This window comes from Shewanella sp. MF08487, assembly GCF_050848685.1.
In the GTDB taxonomy this organism is placed as follows: Bacteria; Pseudomonadota; Gammaproteobacteria; order Enterobacterales; family Shewanellaceae; genus Shewanella; species Shewanella glacialipiscicola.
In genome coordinates, this window is the sequence record NZ_JBOZPB010000011.1 from 98,922 (window position 1) to 119,889 (window position 20,968).

General features: G+C 43.0%; 15 protein-coding genes and 5 tRNA genes. 13 read left to right on the plus strand and 7 right to left on the minus strand.

The window, feature by feature from the left end; all coding sequences use genetic code 11:
• The first annotated feature begins 7 nt into the window (after positions 1-7).
• The 9 genes from ACRN9H_RS09980 to ACRN9H_RS10020 all read left to right on the plus strand — a co-directional run bounded on the left by ACRN9H_RS09980 (position 8) and on the right by ACRN9H_RS10020 (position 8,105).
• Entirely contained in the window at positions 8-3,142 is a 3,135-nt protein-coding gene (locus ACRN9H_RS09980) for an efflux RND transporter permease subunit (protein ID WP_432313524.1), read from the plus strand.
• A 480-nt stretch (positions 3,143-3,622) separates the two neighbouring features.
• Positions 3,623-3,713, plus strand: a tRNA-Ser gene (locus ACRN9H_RS09985).
• A gap of 491 nt (positions 3,714-4,204) precedes the next feature.
• A complete protein-coding gene (gene uvrY / locus ACRN9H_RS09990; protein ID WP_076501810.1) occupies positions 4,205-4,849 on the plus strand; it encodes a UvrY/SirA/GacA family response regulator transcription factor in 645 nt (214 codons plus the stop codon).
• Between the two features lie 77 nt (positions 4,850-4,926).
• A complete protein-coding gene (gene uvrC / locus ACRN9H_RS09995) occupies positions 4,927-6,756 on the plus strand; it encodes an excinuclease ABC subunit UvrC (RefSeq protein WP_432313525.1) in 1,830 nt (609 codons plus the stop codon).
• Positions 6,757-6,803: 47 nt separating this feature from the next.
• On the plus strand, positions 6,804-7,352 hold the full coding sequence (gene pgsA / locus ACRN9H_RS10000) for a CDP-diacylglycerol--glycerol-3-phosphate 3-phosphatidyltransferase (RefSeq protein WP_076501816.1): 549 nt from the start codon (positions 6,804-6,806) through the stop codon (positions 7,350-7,352).
• A 211-nt stretch (positions 7,353-7,563) separates the two neighbouring features.
• A tRNA-Gly gene (locus ACRN9H_RS10005) sits at positions 7,564-7,639 on the plus strand.
• Between the two features lie 43 nt (positions 7,640-7,682).
• Positions 7,683-7,756, plus strand: a tRNA-Cys gene (locus ACRN9H_RS10010).
• Between the two features lie 49 nt (positions 7,757-7,805).
• Positions 7,806-7,892: transfer RNA gene (locus ACRN9H_RS10015), tRNA-Leu, on the plus strand.
• Positions 7,893-8,018: 126 nt separating this feature from the next.
• A tRNA-Leu gene (locus ACRN9H_RS10020) sits at positions 8,019-8,105 on the plus strand.
• 559 nt (positions 8,106-8,664) lie between these two features.
• Here ACRN9H_RS10020 and ACRN9H_RS10025 read toward each other — a convergent pair.
• Together ACRN9H_RS10025 and pepE are read right to left on the minus strand one after the other, a co-directional pair.
• The gene (locus tag ACRN9H_RS10025; protein ID WP_432313526.1) at positions 8,665-10,260 is read right to left on the minus strand and encodes a glucan biosynthesis protein G; all 1,596 of its coding nucleotides are present in this window, start codon (positions 10,258-10,260) and stop codon (positions 8,665-8,667) included.
• 380 nt (positions 10,261-10,640) lie between these two features.
• Positions 10,641-11,351 (minus strand): dipeptidase PepE, encoded by a 711-nt coding sequence (gene pepE, locus ACRN9H_RS10030; RefSeq protein ID WP_432313527.1) that lies wholly within the window; start codon positions 11,349-11,351, stop codon positions 10,641-10,643.
• Between the two features lie 289 nt (positions 11,352-11,640).
• On the opposite strand from pepE, the gene htpX reads away from it, so the two are divergent.
• On the plus strand, positions 11,641-12,504 hold the full coding sequence (htpX, locus tag ACRN9H_RS10035; protein ID WP_432313528.1) for a protease HtpX: 864 nt from the start codon (positions 11,641-11,643) through the stop codon (positions 12,502-12,504).
• Between the two features lie 236 nt (positions 12,505-12,740).
• Here the strand turns inward: htpX and ACRN9H_RS10040 are convergent, their stop codons facing one another.
• The 4 genes from ACRN9H_RS10040 to ACRN9H_RS10055 form a co-directional block, all read right to left on the minus strand.
• Positions 12,741-14,702, minus strand: coding sequence for a hypothetical protein (locus ACRN9H_RS10040; protein ID WP_432313540.1), 1,962 nt, complete (start codon positions 14,700-14,702; stop codon positions 12,741-12,743).
• Between the two features lie 297 nt (positions 14,703-14,999).
• Positions 15,000-15,374: a DUF2069 domain-containing protein gene (locus tag ACRN9H_RS10045; RefSeq protein ID WP_432313529.1), complete on the minus strand. Its 375-nt coding sequence runs from the start codon at positions 15,372-15,374 to the stop codon at positions 15,000-15,002.
• 39 nt (positions 15,375-15,413) lie between these two features.
• A complete protein-coding gene (arsC, locus tag ACRN9H_RS10050; RefSeq protein ID WP_432313531.1) occupies positions 15,414-15,764 on the minus strand; it encodes an arsenate reductase (glutaredoxin) in 351 nt (116 codons plus the stop codon).
• 131 nt (positions 15,765-15,895) lie between these two features.
• The gene (locus tag ACRN9H_RS10055; protein ID WP_432313532.1) at positions 15,896-17,365 is read right to left on the minus strand and encodes a beta-barrel assembly-enhancing protease; all 1,470 of its coding nucleotides are present in this window, start codon (positions 17,363-17,365) and stop codon (positions 15,896-15,898) included.
• Between the two features lie 116 nt (positions 17,366-17,481).
• Between ACRN9H_RS10055 and ACRN9H_RS10060 the strand changes: the two genes are divergently transcribed.
• The 3 genes from ACRN9H_RS10060 to cctA all read left to right on the plus strand — a co-directional run bounded on the left by ACRN9H_RS10060 (position 17,482) and on the right by cctA (position 19,848).
• Positions 17,482-17,715, plus strand: coding sequence for a sulfurtransferase TusA family protein (locus tag ACRN9H_RS10060; RefSeq protein ID WP_432313533.1), 234 nt, complete (start codon positions 17,482-17,484; stop codon positions 17,713-17,715).
• A gap of 198 nt (positions 17,716-17,913) precedes the next feature.
• On the plus strand, positions 17,914-18,999 hold the full coding sequence (locus ACRN9H_RS10065) for an AI-2E family transporter (RefSeq protein ID WP_432313534.1): 1,086 nt from the start codon (positions 17,914-17,916) through the stop codon (positions 18,997-18,999).
• 498 nt (positions 19,000-19,497) lie between these two features.
• A complete protein-coding gene (gene cctA / locus ACRN9H_RS10070) occupies positions 19,498-19,848 on the plus strand; it encodes a tetraheme c-type cytochrome CctA (RefSeq protein ID WP_107882617.1) in 351 nt (116 codons plus the stop codon).
• A 106-nt stretch (positions 19,849-19,954) separates the two neighbouring features.
• Here the strand turns inward: cctA and ACRN9H_RS10075 are convergent, their stop codons facing one another.
• Complete coding sequence (locus tag ACRN9H_RS10075; RefSeq protein WP_432313535.1) at positions 19,955-20,701, minus strand: cytochrome b/b6 domain-containing protein; 747 nt, start codon at positions 20,699-20,701, stop codon at positions 19,955-19,957.
• Between the last annotated feature and the right edge of the window lie 267 nt (positions 20,702-20,968).

The following is a 20,968-nucleotide window of genomic DNA, read 5'->3' on the forward strand; positions in this document are numbered from 1 at the left end:
AAACAGTATGTTTGAACAAATCGTACGTTTCTCTATTGAGCGACGCTTTTTGATGATGAGTCTCGTCTTGCTGCTGGTTGCGGCCGGGTTATGGAGTTACCAGCGTTTACCGATAGATGCAGTCCCCGACATCACCAATGTGCAGGTGCAAATCAACACAGAGGCTGCGGGGTTCTCGCCGTTAGAAACCGAGCAAAGGATCACTTTTCCGGTCGAGTCTGCGCTATATGGCTTGCCGCATCTTAGCTATACACGCTCTATTTCTCGTTATGGCTTATCGCAAGTCACGGTTGTCTTTGAAGATGGCACCGATATTTATTTTGCTCGTAATCTAATTAATGAGCGCCTTGGGACAATTAAAGCCCAACTACCTCAAGGGCTTGAGCCAACAATGGGGCCGATAGCGACAGGCCTCAGTGAAATTTTTATGTACACGTTAGCTGCACTGCCGGGCGCCACGCAAGCCGATGGTTCGCCGATGGACGCTATCGCCCTACGTGAAATTCAAGAGTGGATCATTAAGCCGCAACTTGCGCAGGTTTCAGGCATTGTTGAGGTCAATACCTTTGGCGGCTTTAATAAGCAATACCATGTGTTACCTGATCCTAGGTTGTTGCTGCAATACGGTATATCGATGGAGCAAGTGGCTGAAACACTGCGAACCAATAACAGCAACCGCGGCGCAGGTTACATTGAAAAGAACGGCCAGCAGTTATTAGTGCGCTCACCAGGGCAATTGGCAACGATTACAGATATCGAACAGATTGTTGTCGGGCGTAATGGTTCCGAGCCTATTTTAATTCTCGATGTAGCTGAAGTGGCAATCGGCAAAGAGCTTCGCACCGGCGCTGCGACCCGTGACGGTAAAGAAAGCGTGCTTGGCATGGCGATGATGCTGATGGGGGAAAACTCCCGCACTGTTTCGCAGGCCGCGGCCACCAAACTTGAAGCCATTCAACCATCATTGCCCGATGGCGTAACCGTTGATGTGGTGTATAACCGCACCACCTTGGTCGATAAAACGATTGATACCGTTAAAACCAACCTGTTAGAAGGCGCTTTACTGGTTGTCGTGGTGCTATTTTTACTACTCGGGAATTTTCGCGCCGCCTTGATTACCGCTGCAGTGATCCCGCTGTCGATGTTAGTCACCATTACTGGCATGGTGCAAACCGGTGTTTCAGCAAATTTAATGAGTTTAGGTGCACTGGATTTTGGCTTAATCGTCGATGGCGCGGTGATCATAGTTGATAACTGTGTGCGGCGTTTATCCTTCGCGCAGCAGCATGGCGGTGGATTATTAGATTTACGCCAACGCCTACAGCTGGTTTACGAAGCGACCATAGAAGTGATCCGCCCGAGTTTATTTGGCGTGGCCATTATCACGGTGGTGTATATCCCGATTTTCAGTTTGTCGGGCGTTGAAGGCAAAATGTTCCACCCTATGGCGATTACCGTCATCATGGCCTTATTAGCGGCAATGGTGCTTTCTATCACCTTAGTGCCCGCTGCTGTGGCGATTTTTCTACGTGGAAAAATCAGTGAAAAAGAAAGTATCGTGATTAAAGGCGCTAAATCTTTGTATCGCCCGTTATTAGAATGGGTGCTTGAGTGGCGCTGGCTTGTGGTGTCTTTTACCGCCGCGCTGGTGGGCGTATCTATTTGGTTACTGACTCAAATGGGATCAGAGTTTGTCCCTGAGCTTGATGAGGGCGATATCACCTTGCATGCCATGCGTATTCCAGGAACGGGTATAGATCAAGCCATTGAGATGCAATCACAGGTTGAGCTGCGTTTATTGCAATTTCCTGAAGTAGTAAAAACCTTCGCTAAAATCGGCACACCCGATGTAGCAACAGATCCCATGCCACCCAATATTGCTGATAGTTTTGTGATTTTAAAGCCTCGCGATCAATGGCCTAACCCCAATAAACCTAAAAACGTGTTAGTTGAAGAACTCGAGGCCGCATTATTTGAATTGCCAGGTAATAACTACGAGTTTGCCCAGCCGATTCAAATGCGTTTTAACGAGTTAATTTCAGGGGTGCGTGCCGATTTAGGTATCAAAATATTTGGCGACTCGCTGGAGCAATTAGTTACCACGGCCAATGCCATTAGCGGGGTGGTTAATAGTATCGAAGGCGCGGCTGATACCAGTGTCGAGCAAGTCACTGGTCTGCCGATGTTATCGATTATTCCTAAACGTATGGCACTCTCGCGTTACGGGCTAAACGTACAAATGTTACAGGATTTAGTCGCCACCAGTATTGGTGGTGAAACCGTCGGTCAACTTTATCAAGGCGATCGCCGCTTTGAGCTAGTGGTGCGTTTACCAGAAGCGCTGCGTCTTGATATTGAAAACCTACAGTATTTACCTGTGCCGCTACCTAATGGCGGTTATGTGCCATTAGGTGAAGTGGCTATATTGGAAAATAAACCCGCCCCAGCTCAAATTAGCCGTGAAAACGGTAAACGTAGCATAGTAGTCACAGTCAATGTGCGAGAGCGCGATCTCGGCAGCTTTGTCGCAGAAGTCAAACAGCGTATTGCCAGCGATGTCGACGTGCCAAGTGGCTATTGGCTCGATTACGGTGGCACCTTTGAGCAACTGGAATCGGCCAGCAATCGACTCTCTATTGTAGTACCTGTGACCTTAGCGATTATTTTTGGCTTGTTAATGATGGCGTTTTCATCTTTTAAAGATTCGCTAGTCATTTTCACCGGCGTGCCTTTAGCGTTAACTGGCGGCGTATTATCGCTATGGCTACGGGATATGCCGCTGTCATTATCGGCAGGCGTGGGGTTTATCGCGCTATCGGGTGTGGCAGTGTTGAACGGTTTGGTGATGGTGGAGTTTATTCGCCAGCGATGGTCTGAAACCGGTGATTTACGTCATGCGATTATTGAGGGTGCGCTGCTACGCTTAAGGCCGGTATTAATGACGGCATTAGTCGCCAGCCTTGGTTTTATCCCAATGGCGCTCAATATCGGCACGGGAGCAGAAGTGCAGCGGCCGTTAGCAACCGTGGTAATTGGCGGTATTATGTCATCCACCTTGCTGACATTACTGGTGCTGCCCGTGTTGTACTTGTGGATACACAAACGTGACTTGCCACCGCAAAAGCGAGAATCGACAACTTAATCGTTGATATTTATTCTCTGAATCAAAAGAATAGTAACTAAGGGCGATATATGATTTTATCCAGTATTGGGTAGGTTATATATCGCTTTTACTTGTTTTAATTCAATGCACCAAATAATTTAAATAAAAACGATAACTTAACTAGCTTTTTAGTCGCCTTCAATTAATGCAAAGAAGTTTCCTGTCGTCATTATCTGGTAAATATCCCCAATTCGCTGCGGCTTATTGCGCTGACCTATGTTCATGAAATATATAATTAATATGTTAGTTTGATACTGTGAGTGCTTGATGGCTAAATCGGGTTTGCCCAATGAACACGTTTTTGTAATAAAAGTCGATTTGAGCCGAAGGCTAAAACTATCGTTTTGTGACGATATTAAAAGTATATTGCGCAGATAGAGTACTAAATCACCAATTAAAACATTATTCAAAAATTTAAGTTTACAGTGACAGCAGAGATCGCTATTATCTCGCTCGTTCGGAGGGGTGGCAGAGTGGTTTAATGCACCGGTCTTGAAAACCGGCGTGGGTTTATAGCCCACCCAGGGTTCAAATCCCTGCTCCTCCGCCATATTAAGTCAAAACGCCGCTAAGAAATTAGCGGCGTTTTGCATTTATAGTATTTAAACCTTTGGGGTTGAGATTTTAAGTGCAGTCCTTCCGCCATATTTTACAAAAAAGGCTATCAGCAATGATGGCCTTTTTTGTTGGTGCCGTTTGAACCTCGGCCGCCTCATTTAAGTTAAACGCTGCTTGTACCATTATTGAGTAAGGTTGAGTCCAGTATTTGGCATATTTAGTGAACGCATCGCCAGTTAATCTGTTTAATGACTCGAGAGTTGATATTCGGTTGAACAAGTATTTTTCAGCGGCGCAAATGCACCTAAAACGTAAACAGGGCCTAAAATCCTTCCTTTAAATATCATCTAGTTAACAATGTTCATTTTATGCTTTGCGAAACAGAGCGGTTGGGCTAAATTAGCCTCATGAATTCGGTGACCGTTTTTTGTATTTCGCTGTTTATGCGCGGCGCGAGCTGTAAATTGTAGAGGTGGGTGTAAAGTGATATCGATATATTTAGTTGATGATCATGAGCTTGTGAGAACTGGGATCCGTCGCATATTAGAAGATGAACGTGGGATCAAAGTGATTGGTGAAGCTCCCGATGGTGAAACTGCTGTGCAGTGGTCTCGTCAGAATGAGGCCGACGTGATCTTAATGGACATGAATATGCCGGGGATGGGTGGCTTAGAAGCAACTCGAAAAATTTTACGATATCAGCCACATGCAAAAATTATTGTATTAACAGTGCACACTGAAGATCCGTTTCCAAGCAAAGTGATGCAAGCGGGCGCTTCGGGCTACTTAACTAAAGGTGCAACGCCACCTGAAGTCTTGCAGGCGATACGGCAGGTTTCCCGTGGACAACGGTATTTATCGCCTGAGATTGCGCAACAGATGGCCCTGAGTCAGTTTAATCCCGCAGATGACAACCCGTTTAAGACATTGTCTGAACGTGAATTACAGATCATGCTGATGATTACTAATGGTGAGAAAGTGAGCGATATCTCTGAGCAGCTCAATTTAAGTCCTAAAACCGTTAACAGCTACCGTTACCGTTTATTTGCCAAGTTGGGGATCAGTGGCGATGTGGAACTCACACGCTTAGCTATTCGCTATAAGATGTTGGATACGGGTCATTTTTAATGGCTAATTGGTTACAAGAGTAGGTTGTATTATTTTATGTTGTTGGTGTTAAGTCTGCAAAACCGTGGGTGTGAATGATGTCGAGTGATTTTAATGCCTCAAGTTTTTTACGGACGGTTTCATCCTCTGCTGGCGTTTATCGAATGTACGACGCCAAAGATGACGTTATTTATGTGGGGAAGGCCAAAGACCTTAAAAAACGTCTTTCATCGTATTTTCGTAAAAACTTAGGCAATGTTAAAACTCAAGCCTTAGTCTCACATATCCATCATATTGATGTCACGCTAACGCACAGCGAAACCGATGCACTGTTGCTTGAAAACGATTACATCAAGCAATATATGCCTAAATACAATGTATTATTGCGTGATGACAAGTCTTATCCCTACATATTATTAAGTCAACATGAGCACCCAAGGCTTGCGTATCATCGCGGTCCTCAGCGGGAAAAAGGTCACTATTTTGGACCTTATCCTAATGGTGGTGCTGTGCGAGAAAGCCTGCATTTGATGCAGAAGCTGTTTCCTATTCGTCAATGTGACGATCTTTACTACAAATCGCGCTCACGCCCTTGTTTGCAATATCAACTGTCTCGCTGTAGCGCGCCCTGCGTGGGCAAAGTCAGTAACGCTGATTATGATGAGCAAGTGAAATTAGCCAGCCTGTTTTTAAAGGGCAAAGATCAGCAAGTGATCAGCGCCTTGGTTGATAAAATGGAACTTGCGGCTGAGCAGCAAGCCTATGAACAGGCAGCACGATTTCGCGACCAAATTATGGCATTGCGTAAAGTGGCTGAGCAGCAAGAAGTGTCGAATAATAAAGGCGATATGGATGTGATTGGCGTGCATTATGCGTCAGGCATTGCCTGTTTTCATTTGCTGTTTATACGTGAGGGTAAAATTTTTGGCAGCCGTAGTTATTATCCATCAGTGCCAGCTCAAACTGATATGGATGAGGTGCTGCGCTCCTTTATCCTACAGTTTTATTTAAATGCAGATATTCAACGCACTATTCCAAAAGAAGTAGTGATTAGCCATAATTTTGAAGAATTACATGAACTTGAAACTGCAATTTCAGAGGCGCTAGATAAAAAGTTTTCGATTAAAACCAATGTTCGCGCCGATAGGGCAAGTTTTTTACGCTTGGCGGTCACTAATGCTACCAATGCGGTGATGACGCGTTTATCCCATAAAAATACAGTTGAGCAACGCTTTGTATTATTAGAAGAAATTCTAGAGTTGAGTGCGCCTATCCGGCGAATGGAATGTTTCGATATTAGCCATACTATGGGAGAGAGCACGGTTGCCTCCTGCGTAGTGTTTAATCGCGAAGGGCCGCACAAAGCGGAGTACCGCCGTTATAACATCGACGGTATTACGCCAGGCGATGATTATGCCGCAATGAAACAAGCGGTGACTCGCCGTTTCGATAAGATTGATGCGGGCGGTAAAATTCCCGATATCCTGTTTATTGATGGTGGACTCGGGCAGTTGCGTATTGCTCAAAAAATTGTGGATGAAAAGTTTGTTCATTTAGATAAAGCACCTCAACTGATTGGGGTGGCAAAAGGTGAGGGCCGTAAACCTGGGCTTGAAACGTTAATTTTCGGCGATACTGAAACCAGCTTTTCCCTCGAAGGTGATTCGCCAGCACTACATCTTATTCAGCATATTCGTGATGAGTCCCATCGGTTCGCGATTGCTGGGCATCGTAATCGCCGCCAAAAGACCCGCAACACCTCAACGCTCGAATCTATTGCCGGCATTGGCCCTAAGCGCCGTAAAGCGTTGTTACAACATCTGGGTGGATTGCAGGAAGTGAAAGGGGCAAGTGTGGCAGAATTAGTCAAAGTGCCAGGGATCAGCATAGAAATGGCACAAACCATTCATGATGCATTGCGAGGGTGATAAAATTAAGGCAAGATTGGCGCTGCTTTTGACTAACTGGTTTGATCATGCCGTTTAACGTACCTATAGCATTAACTCTTTTCAGGCTTTTTTTACTGCCCATTTTTGTGGTGCTGTTTTATTTACCCTATGACTGGACTCCTTTTGTTGCTGCGTTTACCTTTTGGCTCGCGGCGTTAACGGATGCATTAGATGGTTATGCGGCCCGTAAACTGAAGCAATTGACCCGTTTTGGTGCCTTCCTCGATCCAGTTGCAGATAAATTGATGGTTATCACGGCGTTAGTCTTATTAGTTGACCAATACACCAATATTTGGCTGACGATGCCAGCACTGTTTATGATCGGCCGCGAAATTGTGATTTCAGCCCTGAGGGAATGGATGGCAGAAATCGGTAAACGTGGCACTGTAGCGGTTTCTTGGATTGGAAAATATAAGACTGCAGCGCAAATGGTGGCGATTATTGGCTTGATTTGGCAATACAATCCGTTAATGACAACAGCAGCATTTGTGCTGTTATATATCGCGGCTGTATTAACTTTCTGGTCAATGATGAGTTACATTTTAGCTGCGTGGAAAGATCTTACTGCTGAATAGCACAATAAAAAATCAAAGAGATTATTTAGTGTGCAAGCAGTGGGTTATCGATAAAACAGCGGTTGACACGGGATGGTAAATCGGTAGAATGCCACCCCGTAGACCAGAGACACTGTGAGAGCAATGTCTTAACGCTACAGAATATTGAAGCGTAACATCAACTCAGTTTGTTAGGTTGAAACACCTTAGTTGAATTGAAGATAAAGCAAATGCGACATTAGCTCAGTTGGTAGAGCGATACCTTGCCAAGGTATAGGTCATCGGTTCGAACCCGATATGTCGCTCCAATATTTTAAAAATCTCATAGTGTTTAAATGAGTTAGCAAGTATGGCGCGATGGCAGAATGGCTATGCTGCGGATTGCAAATCCGCCGATCTCGGTTCGACTCCGGGTCGCGCCTCCACAATATAAAGTATTAATGACACGATTCCCGTTGTTAATATAAAGAGTTTGCCCGAGTGGTGGAATCGGTAGACACAAGGGATTTAAAATCCCTCGCTGGTAACAGCGTGCCAGTTCAAGTCTGGCCTCGGGTACCATTATTTTGATAATGGTATTAAAAATAGAGTCCTAGTTTTAAATAGGGTTTTATTAAATGCTTCAGCGTTAAATATATAGAGTTAATATATTAGTGGCATGATTCCAGTCATTAATATAAAGAGTTTGCCCGAGTGGTGGAATCGGTAGACACAAGGGATTTAAAATCCCTCGCTGGTAACAGCGTGCCAGTTCAAGTCTGGCCTCGGGTACCAAAAACAAAAAGCCTCGATATTTATATCGAGGCTTTTTTGCATTTGTATTAGACATATCATGTAAGTTAAAAGCTAGATAATATGGGCCGCTAATGTTGCTCGCTGTAGCGCTTATGGGCTTTTAAACAGGGCTGGTTGGGGGATACATAATAATCATACTAAGTATTATCGATTAACGCTGTCATCTTAAGATAAGCTATTTAACTGAAACTCGGGATAGTGGCTGTGGTAATTGATTAATCTTATTACCTTATTCACAAAAATAACCTGTAGAGACCGTAGAGCTATCCCGAATTCAGGTTATTTATCTTAGTAGATGGTTTAAAAACATCTGTTTGAGAGATAGGTATGAGTTTATTTCTTGCAGGCAGGTAGCGTCTAAACGTGGCTCTACCTCATTGTTCTGACTGGACCTCGATAAGATCAAAAAACAAAAAAACGTCAGTAAATACTGACGTTTTTTGTTTTCATCAATCTACCAATTTGGTATCTGCTAGTCGTATCAGTCAGTGGTTTTAGACGTATAAATACACATAAACTTCACGACCGTTAAATTTTACTATTGCCAATCGTCACTATTCCAACGGTATAACCAAGTGGTAGCCAGTGGTTTATCGTCTTTATTTAGTTGGACTCTTAATTCTGCCACATTGGTACTTTCTGGCTCGAAGTTTAAGAATACCCTTGCACCATTGATATCTGGATGCGCCACTATTCGAGAAGAGATAATTTTACCTTTACTAATACTGGCATCAATACGAATTTTATCAATATCTTGTGCGTTTATATTGCTGTAGTCGATCAGCAACTCTTTTCCTTTTGTAACAAGTTGTCCCTTTGAGCTACGAACAACACGCGCTTTAGCTGCGGCTGAAGGGCTGTCGTTTGATGCCGTCATCCGGTAGGAGTATTTGTAGGGCTGATCTTTTTTCAAGCCGCCTTGTGGCTCCCAATAGGTCACGATATTGTCGTTAGTTTCCGCATTAGAGGGGATTTCTAGCAATATAAGTTGTCCTTTACCCCAATCATTGAGTGGTTCAATCCATGCCGAAGGTCTAAGTTGATAGTTTGCATCAAGATCTTGATAATCTTCAAATTTACGATGACGCTGAATTAATCCAAAACCTTTGATATCTTCATCACCAAACGCACTGATTTGCAGTTTATTGGGGTTATTTAATGGGCGCCATAGGCGTTCACCATTACCGCGGTCCACTTGTAATCCGTCGGAATTATGAACTCGCGGACGATAATCGGGTTTATCCGAGGCATCTAGGCCCCCATAGAGAAACATCGAGGTGAGCGGAGCGAGGCCAACATGTTGGATATCGCGGCGTGGGAATAACGTTACTTCCACTTCAACACGTGATGGTGCACCAGGATAAATGCCAAAACGATAGGCGCCAGTGACACTTTGGCTATCGAGCAGGGCATGTACCACAATTGCGGTTTGGTATTTAGATGGCCGTTCAACCCAAAAACGTTTAAATAACGGATATTCTTCGCCCTTAGGTTGTGCGACATCTATCGCTAACCCACGGTTTGATAAACCATAGGTTTGTCCTTTTGATAGGACACGAAAATAGCTCGCACCTTGGAACATAATAAATTCATCTTTAGTTTCATCATCATTGATGGGGTAATGCAAGCGAACACCTGCATATTGGCCCACTTGGGTGAGTAACTTTTCGATGGCGTCATTGGGTACATCAAATGAGGCTTCTGTTAGCTCAATTGGAATGGCTTTGCTGTTTTCAACGACATCGATATCGACGAGGTTTTTATAGAGAAAACCTGGCGCAAACAGTTGTACCGAAAACTTTGTGGGCGAGCCGCCCCAAATGGCGGCGTTTTCTTGATAATTTATCTTGCTGTAGGTATCAAAATTTAAATCAATCAGTTCCTTTGGTGCTTTTTTAGCTTCTTTGAATGGTTTTTGTGAGAGTTGTTCTGCCAGTGCGATAACCGTATCGTGGGAGAATTTCTCTACCTTTTTTTCTGTTTTTTTCTCTGTGCTAGGTGCCGCCTGTGTAGTGGCGGCATTGACGTTATTGATCCCGACAACAGCAACAAAGGCGGTCAGAATGACAAAAGGTAATTTTTTCAGTAATGCCGGATAACCGGTAGGGTAATTCATCACAAGATTCAGTCGCAAAATGGAAACTCCTTACTAAAATGACGCTGAGTCATAGGCATAATGTAATATGCTTCAGTCAACCTAATCTTTAAATATTAATAACTTATATCTTATTAACGCCTCAGAAGTGAGGGCAACTTACTGAGGTCTGAAATCAATTTTACCTATGTATACAGATATTTGTAATATAAATTACTGATAATGCTACTTTGGAGCTATCAAATATGTGACATAAAGGTATCTATGGCGCTTATCCCCTCAATTATATCCCTGATAACGCCTTATTCACCGACGCTGCCTGTTGCTAGCATGGATTAATAATGCATCATGTTCTAATGACTAATTGAGTGGAGTTAACTTGAAAAATCGATTATTTAAGAGCCATTATCTGAGTACAATTATCGGAGTAAGTGTGATAAATCAGTGCCCGCAGGTATTGGTATTTCTTGCTGCTCACCACAGAACAAATAGGCAGACTGATTGCCTAATAGTGATAATGTGTCTCCTTGGCGCCATAATGCTGAGCCTTCAACGAGGCCAACGACTGGCGTTATAGGATCGACCTTTGTGAACTCTAAGAGCCGTTGGGCACGGGTTTCACCATTATGACCTGGCGCAAGGTAATTAGAATAATGTGGGTTTAGTTGAAACGGAACAATGTTTAACCCGTTGAATGACGGCGGCTCTATAATAGGCATGTCATTTGTGGTTCTAATGCTTAGTCCTGAGACGTTAGAGCCTGCGCTCCAGCCGATGTAGGGTTTACCTTGAGCGACTTGTTCACGAATAAGCTCTACTAGGTCATAATGATACAATTGATGTAATAGATGGAAAGTATTACCACCACCTACTAATATCCCATCGGCGTTTTTTATTGCCTGACGCGGATCTGGGTGCTGATGTATACCGCTGATATCGAGTTGAAGTTCACTTAGCCCAGTAACGACAGACGCTAGGTAAGTGTTATAACTCATACTGACACCTGCATAGGGGATAAAAATCCACTTTTGTGCTTGCGTCGTTAACGGTTTAATAAAAGGGATCGCGTGCGCAAGATAAGGCGTATCACCGACACGAGAACTGCTGAGCAGTAGGGCATTAATGGTCATTTTTATATCTCAAAAGATTCGAGTGTACGGGCATGTTAACAAAGATTAATCGTGATAAATATAGAGAAATAAAGCAAAATTCGTCTGTAACCCTTATCGCCGTTAGATTTAAGTTTTGATTAATAAAATATCCCTAGACTCACAAACCATCAAAAAACGTTGTCTTTATCAGTATAAGGTAAGCTAATTTAAGCACTTTTTATTCGTTAGCACTTGAATTTCAATCATTTTGACATATTATGTCTTTGAACAAAGTTAAATGGCACATTATTGCCCTAAAGGAGCTGAAATGAAGCGTATATTTTTATTGATTGCGACTAACCTAGCCGTGTTGTTAGTCGCCTCAATTGTGATGTCTATTCTAGGCGTGAACACGTCGACTATGGGTGGACTGCTGGTGTTCGCTGCCATTTTTGGATTCGGTGGGGCCTTTATCAGCTTAGCCATTTCAAAATGGATGGCGAAAAAAACCATGGGTTGTGAAGTCATCACGACTCCACGCGATAGTACTGAACGTTGGTTAGTGGAGACGGTTGCCCGTCAAGCTAAACAAGCTGGGATTAAAATGCCTGAAGTGGCTATTTATCAATCACCCGATATGAATGCGTTCGCCACCGGCCCAAGTAAAGATAATTCATTAGTGGCTGTGAGTACGGGTTTGTTATACGGCATGAGTCAAGATGAAATCGAAGGCGTACTGGCCCACGAAGTGAGTCATGTTGCCAACGGTGATATGGTGACCCTGACACTGATCCAAGGTGTTGTGAATACATTCGTGATCTTCGCTGCTCGTGTAGTTGCAGGCTTTATCAACAACTTCGTATCGAGTAATGATGAAGAAGGCGCAGGTCTGGGTATGTTCGCTTACATGGCCGTTGTTTTCGTACTGGATATGTTATTTGGTATCTTGGCTTCAATCATCGTTGCTTACTTCTCACGTGTTCGTGAGTACAAAGCCGATGAAGGCGCTGCACGTTTAGCGGGTAAAGGTAAAATGATTGCTGCACTTGAGCGTTTACGCCAAGGTCCAGAAAGCACGGCAATGCCAGCACAAATGTCTGCCTTTGGTATTAACGGTAAGCGTTCAATGGCGGAAATGATGATGAGTCATCCTCCATTAGAAAAACGTATAGCTGCATTAAAAGCGAGCTAAACGAAGCTGACTCAAAGTCGCGCTATTGATTAAGTTATTAGCGTGCAAATAAGGCTCAAACATTTGTTTGAGCCTTATTTTTTGGGTGAATGCTAAGGTACGCTAAGCGCGATTCGTTGCGAGATTAGATAGCACAAGATGTATAGATAAGATCGACGTTGACGCCTTTTACGTGTTGATTGTTCAGTGTCCAGTATCGTAGGTGTCCTGAACTGGGTTTATCATCCTATTAGTATTTATTGTTGTGGGTGACGATGACGGTCGCCACTTAAACGAAGTTCAGGCTCAAAACGTGGTGCAATATCATTTACGGCGGCATTATTTAAGCTTTTAAGCCGTATATTGGCGGGTGATATTGCAAGTGCTTGACGCCAGTTTTGGCCTTGTGTCATGGCAACAGGCTCGGGTAGGCTTTCAATCACGCTGATGCCATTAAGCTCAGGAAGTATTTCATCAATCACCAGTGCCGCGCGGTTTTCTAAGCTGTCATCGGCAATTCTACCTCTCTGTCCCCAATCAATCAGCAGCGTATCAGCGGTTAATACCGCCGGTTTATTGGTGACGGCAATATCACGTAATATCTGATAGCGATAGCTCATCATCGCTTCTTCAAACAACATAGCGGTATCTTCACGGGTAGTGGAATAAGCATAGAAATCGCTAGCGATATCGGTAGAAAAGAAAGTGCTCACATCTGAGGGTTGGTAGGCTTTTTGTAGGTTATTAGCCACGCCGCCGAGAAAACTGATATTGGCAAGCCCGCTCATTTCAGTGCTCATCAATGGATAACTTTTGCTAACTTCATCTGAAATTAGGCTCTTGCTCGCATTACGCCGGCGGTAGTCATCTAATAATCTCGGCCCTGTTAATGAGTTATGTACACTGCGGGGAAAGAAGTCATTGGCATGGGCGAGTTCGTGGTATAGCAAAGAGGCCAGATCGGGATTAATTTGCGCTAATGTTCGGTATGTTCTGACGGTAGTTGGCACACTGAGTGAGGCATATTGATTATTTTTTACATAGCGCCAAGGCATCATAAAATTGAGTTGATTACCAAAATTACTACGATAATCAGGCGCTTCATTGATCGTGTCACGTTGGATTGGCGTAAGCCATAAATCGTTAGGGTCAAGATAAATCGCTCCAGTGACGACCCAATAGAAAGAAGGGCGTACATCATAGCTAATCACGACGGCAGTAACAGATTGTAATAAGCGGGCAAAATCGCTGTTAGGGTCCAACTGGGTTAAAAAGGCGGCAAAGTTATCACCCATCCAATCGTGTGAAACCAGCACACGATTAAGAATGGTCTCACGATTGAGATCATTTGATGTTTGGCCTATTAAAGGTAACTGATTGATAGTACAGCTGTCATTAAGTTGATTGGAGTAAACACAGTTGCTTAATACATTGGAGTAAGGTGAGGCCGCACGATAGGCATGAGTGCGCGCGACTGGGGTGTCAAAATAGCTTGAGCTTATCGCAGGTGCCGCCGTTGTCAGGACAAAAACATCATCGTTGAGCTGATTTCCGTTGATGTTGGCGTTCACTTTGAGTCGAGTAAGCGTATCTTGGGTGACCGCTGGCGCAGTAAATAATGGCCTAAACGGATCGCTAATATCAACCATCAAATCTGGGCCAGATGCTACGCACCAAGAGATATTCGCAGCGCTTAATCCCGACTGTTGTCCGAGCCTTAAGCTGATATTATTGCCTTCAACCACTTGATGGTCTTGACGAACATTAAGCCCTTCTATAGACGTTGCATCGGCATTAATAGCAATTTCACCCATGAGATCTATATTGCTACCGGTCACATGTAAGCTAAAACGGTAGCTACCCGCTGCGGGAATATCAAAGGCTAATACCGGGCTGTTTTGGCTGACTAATTCTATATTTTGTCCATCTATTTGCTGCCAGCGAAAGCTTAAATTCTGGCTATCACGATTGGGTATATTGGCAATAATGGCACTGGATTGACCCGCGGTATAAGTTGACTCAGTTTGAAAGCGAATGGATGAGGACGTTGTGATAATCAGTGGTGCAGTATTATCAGTGCAACGCAGTAATGAAGCCGATGGTGGCGTTGTCCCACCATTGTTAGGAGCGTTATTATCTTCTCCGCCCCCACCGCATGCTGTGAGTAGGCTAGAACAGGCCATTAATGCCAACATTTTCTGTGATACCGACATTCCCATGACACTATTCTCCATTGTTAACTCAGTCGTGCTATTAGACTTCTGATAACACTTTACAAACCGGTACTTCAAGATTAACACCTGACTATAGCATGGACAATAAGTTGCAAAAAAAGCAATCCAAGTGTATTGAATGTTAGTTTTTACTCGATTAAAGTAGAGGTTGTCAATAAGGCGGGAGCATCGCTGATGCAGATATTTAAATCGTTCTAGTTGATGGCGTTTGGCGTTGTTCTATAAAAATGCCGTTCTACCCTCAAAGGTAGAACGGCATCGAAATGTCACTGAGGTTAAAGGTTATTCTTTAGATTTTTTCTTCAAGCCTAATCCCAGTTCACGCCCACGGATACGTGCGTAGAAGGGAAACGCGATGAGCAGTACACCAATCAATAACACTTCGATTAAGGCAAAAATAAAGGCATCGGTGGTGACATAAAGCAGTGTCAAAGCATGTAACATATACAAGCACAGCACAAAGCTTGCCCACGCAAAGGTATAAGGATTACCTTGGAAAATCCCTTTTGCAGGCAGTAATAATGGCACTATCCATAATAGGCTAAATAGTAACGAGTATTCACCATTCATTCCTTGGCCAACAAACCAGCCGCCTAACAGCAGTACTAATGCAAAGTAGCCTAAACGGCTAAGGGTAAATAAAGCGTTGGACGTCATTATGTCTACCTAACGGTTAAAAATAGCGGCAAGAGTGGGTTAAAGAATCGCGAGCACATTCTCTGGAGGACGGCCAATAACAGCGCGTTGATTGGCAAGCACAATAGGACGCTCAATCAGCTTAGGCGTGTTCACCATGGCTTCAATCAGCTGTATTTCCGTCAGCGAGGTATCGGCAAGCCCCAAGGTTTGATATTCAGTTTCCTTAGTGCGCATTAATTCACGTGCACTAAGGCCTAATTTAGACAAAATATCGCCGATTTCTTTAGCCGTTGGCGGATTTTTTAAATATTCCACCACGCTAATATCACAACCTTGCTGCTCCAGTAGGGCTAAGGTTTCGCGGCTTTTTGAACAACGCGGGTTATGGTAAATCGTCGCTTGGGTCATAGTGATAGAGGCTCAATACGGGCTGAAATAACAATGGCCGAATAATAACAGAAAAAACAACGCCCCGTCAGAGTGTTCGGGGCGCAGATTGTATTAGAGCCGCTTTTATTCAGCGAACTAACTTTAGTGACTTATTTAAGGGCATCCATCTGTTTGTCGGCAATTTTGAATTGGCGGATCCGTGCTTCAATCCGCGCGAGCTGTAATGGATTACTTTCAGATGCACGATAAGCAAAATTTAATTGATCAATTGCACCTTTGTAGTTTGCCCCTAATGCCATTAACTCAGCAGTAGAGAAATATTCCAAAGCTTGATTACCGGTTTTTTTATAGACAGTGGCTAACAATTGGTAAGGCAATTCATTCTGTTTATCAAGGAAAATCATATCCTCCAGCAAAGGGATTGCTTTGGATGCCTGATCAGCTTCGATATAAATGTTGGCTAAGTTAGCGTTAATAACTTGAGACGTTGGCTTGATTCTGCGCTGAGCCTCGAGCATTGTAATCGCGTTCTTATAGTCTTTACGTTCGATGAATAAGTCGGATTTAGTATCGATATAAAACAGATTGTTGTCATCAATTTTTAATAAACTGTCAATAATTTTCTCGGACTCATCAAACTTTTTTAATCTAAATAATGCTAGTGCTTTGCCATAGAGTGCGGCTTCTTTAAAGCTATAGGTTTGTTTGTTCAACTGCCTTTCAAACATGCTCAATACGGCTTCGTCGCTGTAGCTAGAAAAACGTACTTGAATACGTGCTTTCGCCAGTTGGAAGTTAAGATGGTCTGGGACATAGCGTTTAGAGTATTGTTCCGCGCGGTTTCGGGCCTCGGTGATCCGTGACTCTGGTAATGGGTGAGTTAGCAGCATTTGCGGCGGGGTCGTGGTAAAGCGATAACGACTGGCTAATTTACCAAAAAAATCCGCAGAGGCATTGGGGTCAAAACCCGCATCTACCAAAATTTGCATCCCGATACGATCGGCTTCTTTTTCATGCAAACGAGTATAGTTAATTCTTGATTGTGTCGACATCGCTTGTGTTGTTGCTAGCGCAGCCATACCCGCTTGTGGTACCGCGATGGTTAATAAAATTGCGCCGAGTAAACCTGCAATCGTCGCAGGATTACTTTTCTGCTGTGCTTCGAGCGAGCGGGCAAGATGGCGTTGGGTAACGTGGGTAATTTCGTGACCCAACACTGAGGCCAGTTCACTTTCATTATCGGCATTGAGAAATAATCCCGTGTGAACGGCCACATGGCCGCCAAAAAAGGCAAAGGCGTTGATTTCATCGTTTTGTAACAAGAAGAAATAAAAGGGGGTTTTCACTCCCGTGGCATGTGCGACCAGTTTATTACCTAATTCGGTAAGGTATTGGCTCAATACGGGATCGTTTAACATTGGCGCCGAGGAACGAATGACGCGCATATAGGCATCACCATAAACCATTTCTTTCTCAAGGCTGAAGGTATTGACGGCGGCTGTGCCTAAGTCTGGTAAGTCGTTGTTCGCAAAACTTTTGGCGGCGAATGTCAATAGCATCAAAGAAAGTGCGCCTGCAACAAAAGGTTTTAATTGAGTCAAAAAAGTCAAGTTACGCAAGCGGATCCTTTATATTTTCTAATTATCTTTGCTACAAGGCAAAGAGGTTGCACTGAGCTTGTAGTTTGAGTGGCGACTTAGGATAATAGCCCAAGTTCATCTATAGCAAGTTCATTATGATTTTTATTGATTTAACACTATTTCGTTGCCCAGTCCCTTTAGTGAAAATCAAGCTGGCATTGAAGCCAATGCGAGACGGTGAGCAATTGCATATCTTACTCTCTGACTCAGGTTCGCGGCGAGATGTTCCCCAATATTTAAAAAAACAAGGTCACGTTGTCGAAGAGTTGCGTAATGATGCGAGTCTGTTAGCCTTGATGATCACCAAAGTTGATCCATATCTAGGATAAATTTAAACTTTGTTGTTTAAATTTATCCGCGTCGATGCAGTACTTAACGTGGCAAAGTGCTACTTAAACAACCTTATTCATTATTAGCGTGAGGCAGTGAGGTGTTATAGTGAGGCTTAAAAAGCTTTACACAATACTGTAATCCATTTTCTTGAGCGCTTAAGAAGCTTAAGCCCGTTATCACTATTGGAATCCTCCATGTTTACTGTTTTTTCTCGTTGGTATAAAGAACGCTTTAGTGATCCTCAAGCGGTGACTTTAATGGCAATTCTTGTGGGTTTCGCGCTGGTACTTTATTTTGCCGCCGGTTTACTTGCACCTTTATTAGTTGCACTGGTGTTGGCTTTTTTATTGGATTGGCCGGTTACCCAAATGCTTAAGTTGGGTATTAATCGTACCGCTGGGGCCTCTTTAGTGATTGTGTTGTTTTTAGGGATTGTGGTGTTATTAACGTTTGGTTTAATCCCGAGTGTGTGGCGCCAGGGAGCGAGCTTAATTGCTGATTTACCGAGCATGATAGACAAAGGAATGCAGACGATACAAACACTGATCAATCAATATCCGCAATTTATCAATCCAGAACAGTTAAATCTGATGGTGGGAGAGCTGAAAAAATTGCTCGATACCCAGCATGTATTAGATATTGCTAAGCAGTTAATTGGTTACTCCGCCTCTTTATTAGTGTTGATGGTATACGCAATTTTAGTGCCGTTATTAGTGTTTTTCTTTTTAAAAGATAAACACCAATTAATCAATGGTAGCAAACGGTTTTTCCCCGCCAACCGCCAGTTAGCGCGCAAAGTTTGGTTTGAGATGCATCAACAAATCTTTAATTACATCCGTGGCAAAGTGATTGAAATAGTGGTTGTTGGTGTCGCAACTTATATTCTGTTTGCTTTAATGGGACTGAGATATTCGGTTTTATTAAGTGTGTTAACCGGTTTATCGGTATTGATCCCCTACGTTGGTGCAACATTGGTGACGTTGCCTATCACTTTAGTGGCATTTTTTCAGTGGGGTTTTAGTTCTGAATTTGGCTATTTAATGTTGGGCTATGGCATTATTCAGGGGCTAGACGGTAACTTACTGGTGCCTCTTTTATTTTCCGATGCGGTGGATTTACATCCGGTGATCATCATAGCGGCCGTTTTAGTTTTTGGTGGTTTATGGGGCGTTTGGGGAGTATTTTTTGCAATTCCATTAGCCTCATTAGTTAAAGCCGTGATTAACGCTTGGCCTAAAACAGAAGTCGAAACGAATCAGCCATTGGGTGTCAGTTATTAATAGCTCTCCATTGATAGGGTTATTAACTTTCTTGTCCCAGCTGAATAAATTCAGTAAATATGGTTTTGAACTCTTCTTGGTACTTAAAATAAGTGCCTGGGGCGTGTTGTATCGTTGAGCTTTAAAATATCCCATCAAGCATCAGCAGGTGTATTTTCTCGTCATTACATTTATTGCTTCCATGTTTTCATTTCGCTTGTGGCGATTTTTATTTTTGGATTAACGGTATTTATTTTAACCTTAATCATAATAATGGTTTACATTCTGTACGTTATAAGGTTGTATAAGTGTAAAATCCTTATGTAAGCATGTGGTTACATGATATAGCGCACATTTTAATCTTAAGCATATTGATAAACTGATGTGGCTTAGTAATGGGTTGCTTATTTTTACATCCTTAACTAAGTTATATCGAGTCGTGCTATTTACTTTTGGTTGCGAGATGGAAGTCACCCTGACAAGAATTTCCACTGACAATCGCCATTGGAGGATACTATTGTGAGCAAAAAACTATTAAGTGCGCTTTTCGGTGCAAGTCTCGCAGCGCTAGCGCTGTCGCCAACTGCATTTGCTGCAGATCAAAAACTGTCTGATTTTCATGCGGAATCAGGTGGATGTGAAAGTTGTCATAAAGATGGTACACCTTCTGCGGATGGTGCCTTTGAATTTGAACAGTGCCAAAGCTGTCACGGTTCTCTTGCTGAAATGGATGCGGTGCATAAGCCACATGACGGTAATTTAGTCTGTGCTGACTGTCATGCGGTTCATGACATGAACGTGGGTGATAAACCTACGTGTGAAAGCTGTCACGATGATGGTCGTACTTCAGGGTCTACCCTGAAAAAATAACTTGAAATAGTCAATACCAAATACATTGGTGTATGCCTTCAAGTCGATATAATAACGCCAGCAATTTGCTGGCGTTATTTGTTTTAACTACCAAACACTTATAAAGTCACTCGTCTTTGGGTTGGCCTTGAATTATTTTTTTACCTGAAAACATGGCTGAAATAATCCCAGGTTGACGTTTAACCTCAGTATAAATCACGGCGAAAATGTGTAATAAAATGAGCAGTAATAGTAAGTACACTGCATAGACGTGAACTTCACCAGCCAATCCTTTGAACGGTTTTATCGTCGCGGCTTTTTCGACATCAACCCCAGTTTCATCGTAGGGTTGTAAACTCTCTGGGTCGACATTTGACTCCGCAAGATAGCTTTGTATCGCACTGCCTAATGGTGGATAGTAAATATCGGTGCCAGCCCGAAAAAGCCCCGTTAGCATTATCGTGACTAGTAACAGCATAATCGCCAGTACAGCAAATTTCCCCTTTGGATTATGACCTAAATACTGCGGGTTTTTACCTGCTGCGAGTTCGGACTTGTAGAGCATTAAGTCACTTTTTGTTTTTACATTAGGCAATATATGGCTAAAACGCGCATATTTATTACCGACAAAACCCCACACAAGGCGCACAAGAAGATTTAATGCAAATGCATAACCAATGCATACATGTAACGTTTTTAAGCCAATTTTACCCGTTAACTCCGTTATACCCAATTCAGAGCGATACATCATGATGCCTCCCACTAAAACAAGTGCGAGTACGAGAATGACGTTGACCCAATGAAATAAGCGGGTGGGTTTATCCCATACGGCATAGGATTTTATTTCTATGCGAGTGACTTTACTGTTAGGCATGGCTTTTCCTTGTGTTGTGTATGGACTTTATTTTACGCTCTTATCTGAATATTTTAGTGGTTTTTTCAGTTTAAATTAAGATTGCGGTTTGAGAATGCAGCGTATGCAAACACAAATTCTTAAATTTGCGTACGGTAAATATGTTCTGGTCTAATCCCATCGGACACTTAATTTTGAGACAGTATGGTCAATAAATTAAGAGGTCTATATGAGTTTAAAAAAATCACATAAGAGTTATCCGCAGGCATTTAAAGATGAAGCCGTCTT

What these genes read in the sequence shown, in the direction of transcription:
- ACRN9H_RS09980 (WP_432313524.1), top strand. Translation starts at nt 8, where the DNA reads ATGTTTGAACAAATCGTACGTTTCTCTATTGAGCGACGCTTTTTGATG.
- uvrC (WP_432313525.1), top strand. Translation starts at nt 4,927, where the DNA reads ATGTCGAGTGATTTTAATGCCTCAAGTTTTTTACGGACGGTTTCATCC.
- pgsA (WP_076501816.1), top strand. Translation starts at nt 6,804, where the DNA reads ATGCCGTTTAACGTACCTATAGCATTAACTCTTTTCAGGCTTTTTTTA.
- pepE (WP_432313527.1), bottom strand. Translation starts at nt 11,351, where the DNA reads ATGACCATTAATGCCCTACTGCTCAGCAGTTCTCGTGTCGGTGATACG.
- htpX (WP_432313528.1), top strand. Translation starts at nt 11,641, where the DNA reads ATGAAGCGTATATTTTTATTGATTGCGACTAACCTAGCCGTGTTGTTA.
- ACRN9H_RS10040 (WP_432313540.1), bottom strand. Translation starts at nt 14,702, where the DNA reads ATGGGAATGTCGGTATCACAGAAAATGTTGGCATTAATGGCCTGTTCT.
- ACRN9H_RS10045 (WP_432313529.1), bottom strand. Translation starts at nt 15,374, where the DNA reads ATGACGTCCAACGCTTTATTTACCCTTAGCCGTTTAGGCTACTTTGCA.
- arsC (WP_432313531.1), bottom strand. Translation starts at nt 15,764, where the DNA reads ATGACCCAAGCGACGATTTACCATAACCCGCGTTGTTCAAAAAGCCGC.
- ACRN9H_RS10060 (WP_432313533.1), top strand. Translation starts at nt 17,482, where the DNA reads ATGATTTTTATTGATTTAACACTATTTCGTTGCCCAGTCCCTTTAGTG.
- ACRN9H_RS10065 (WP_432313534.1), top strand. Translation starts at nt 17,914, where the DNA reads ATGTTTACTGTTTTTTCTCGTTGGTATAAAGAACGCTTTAGTGATCCT.
- ACRN9H_RS10075 (WP_432313535.1), bottom strand. Translation starts at nt 20,701, where the DNA reads ATGCCTAACAGTAAAGTCACTCGCATAGAAATAAAATCCTATGCCGTA.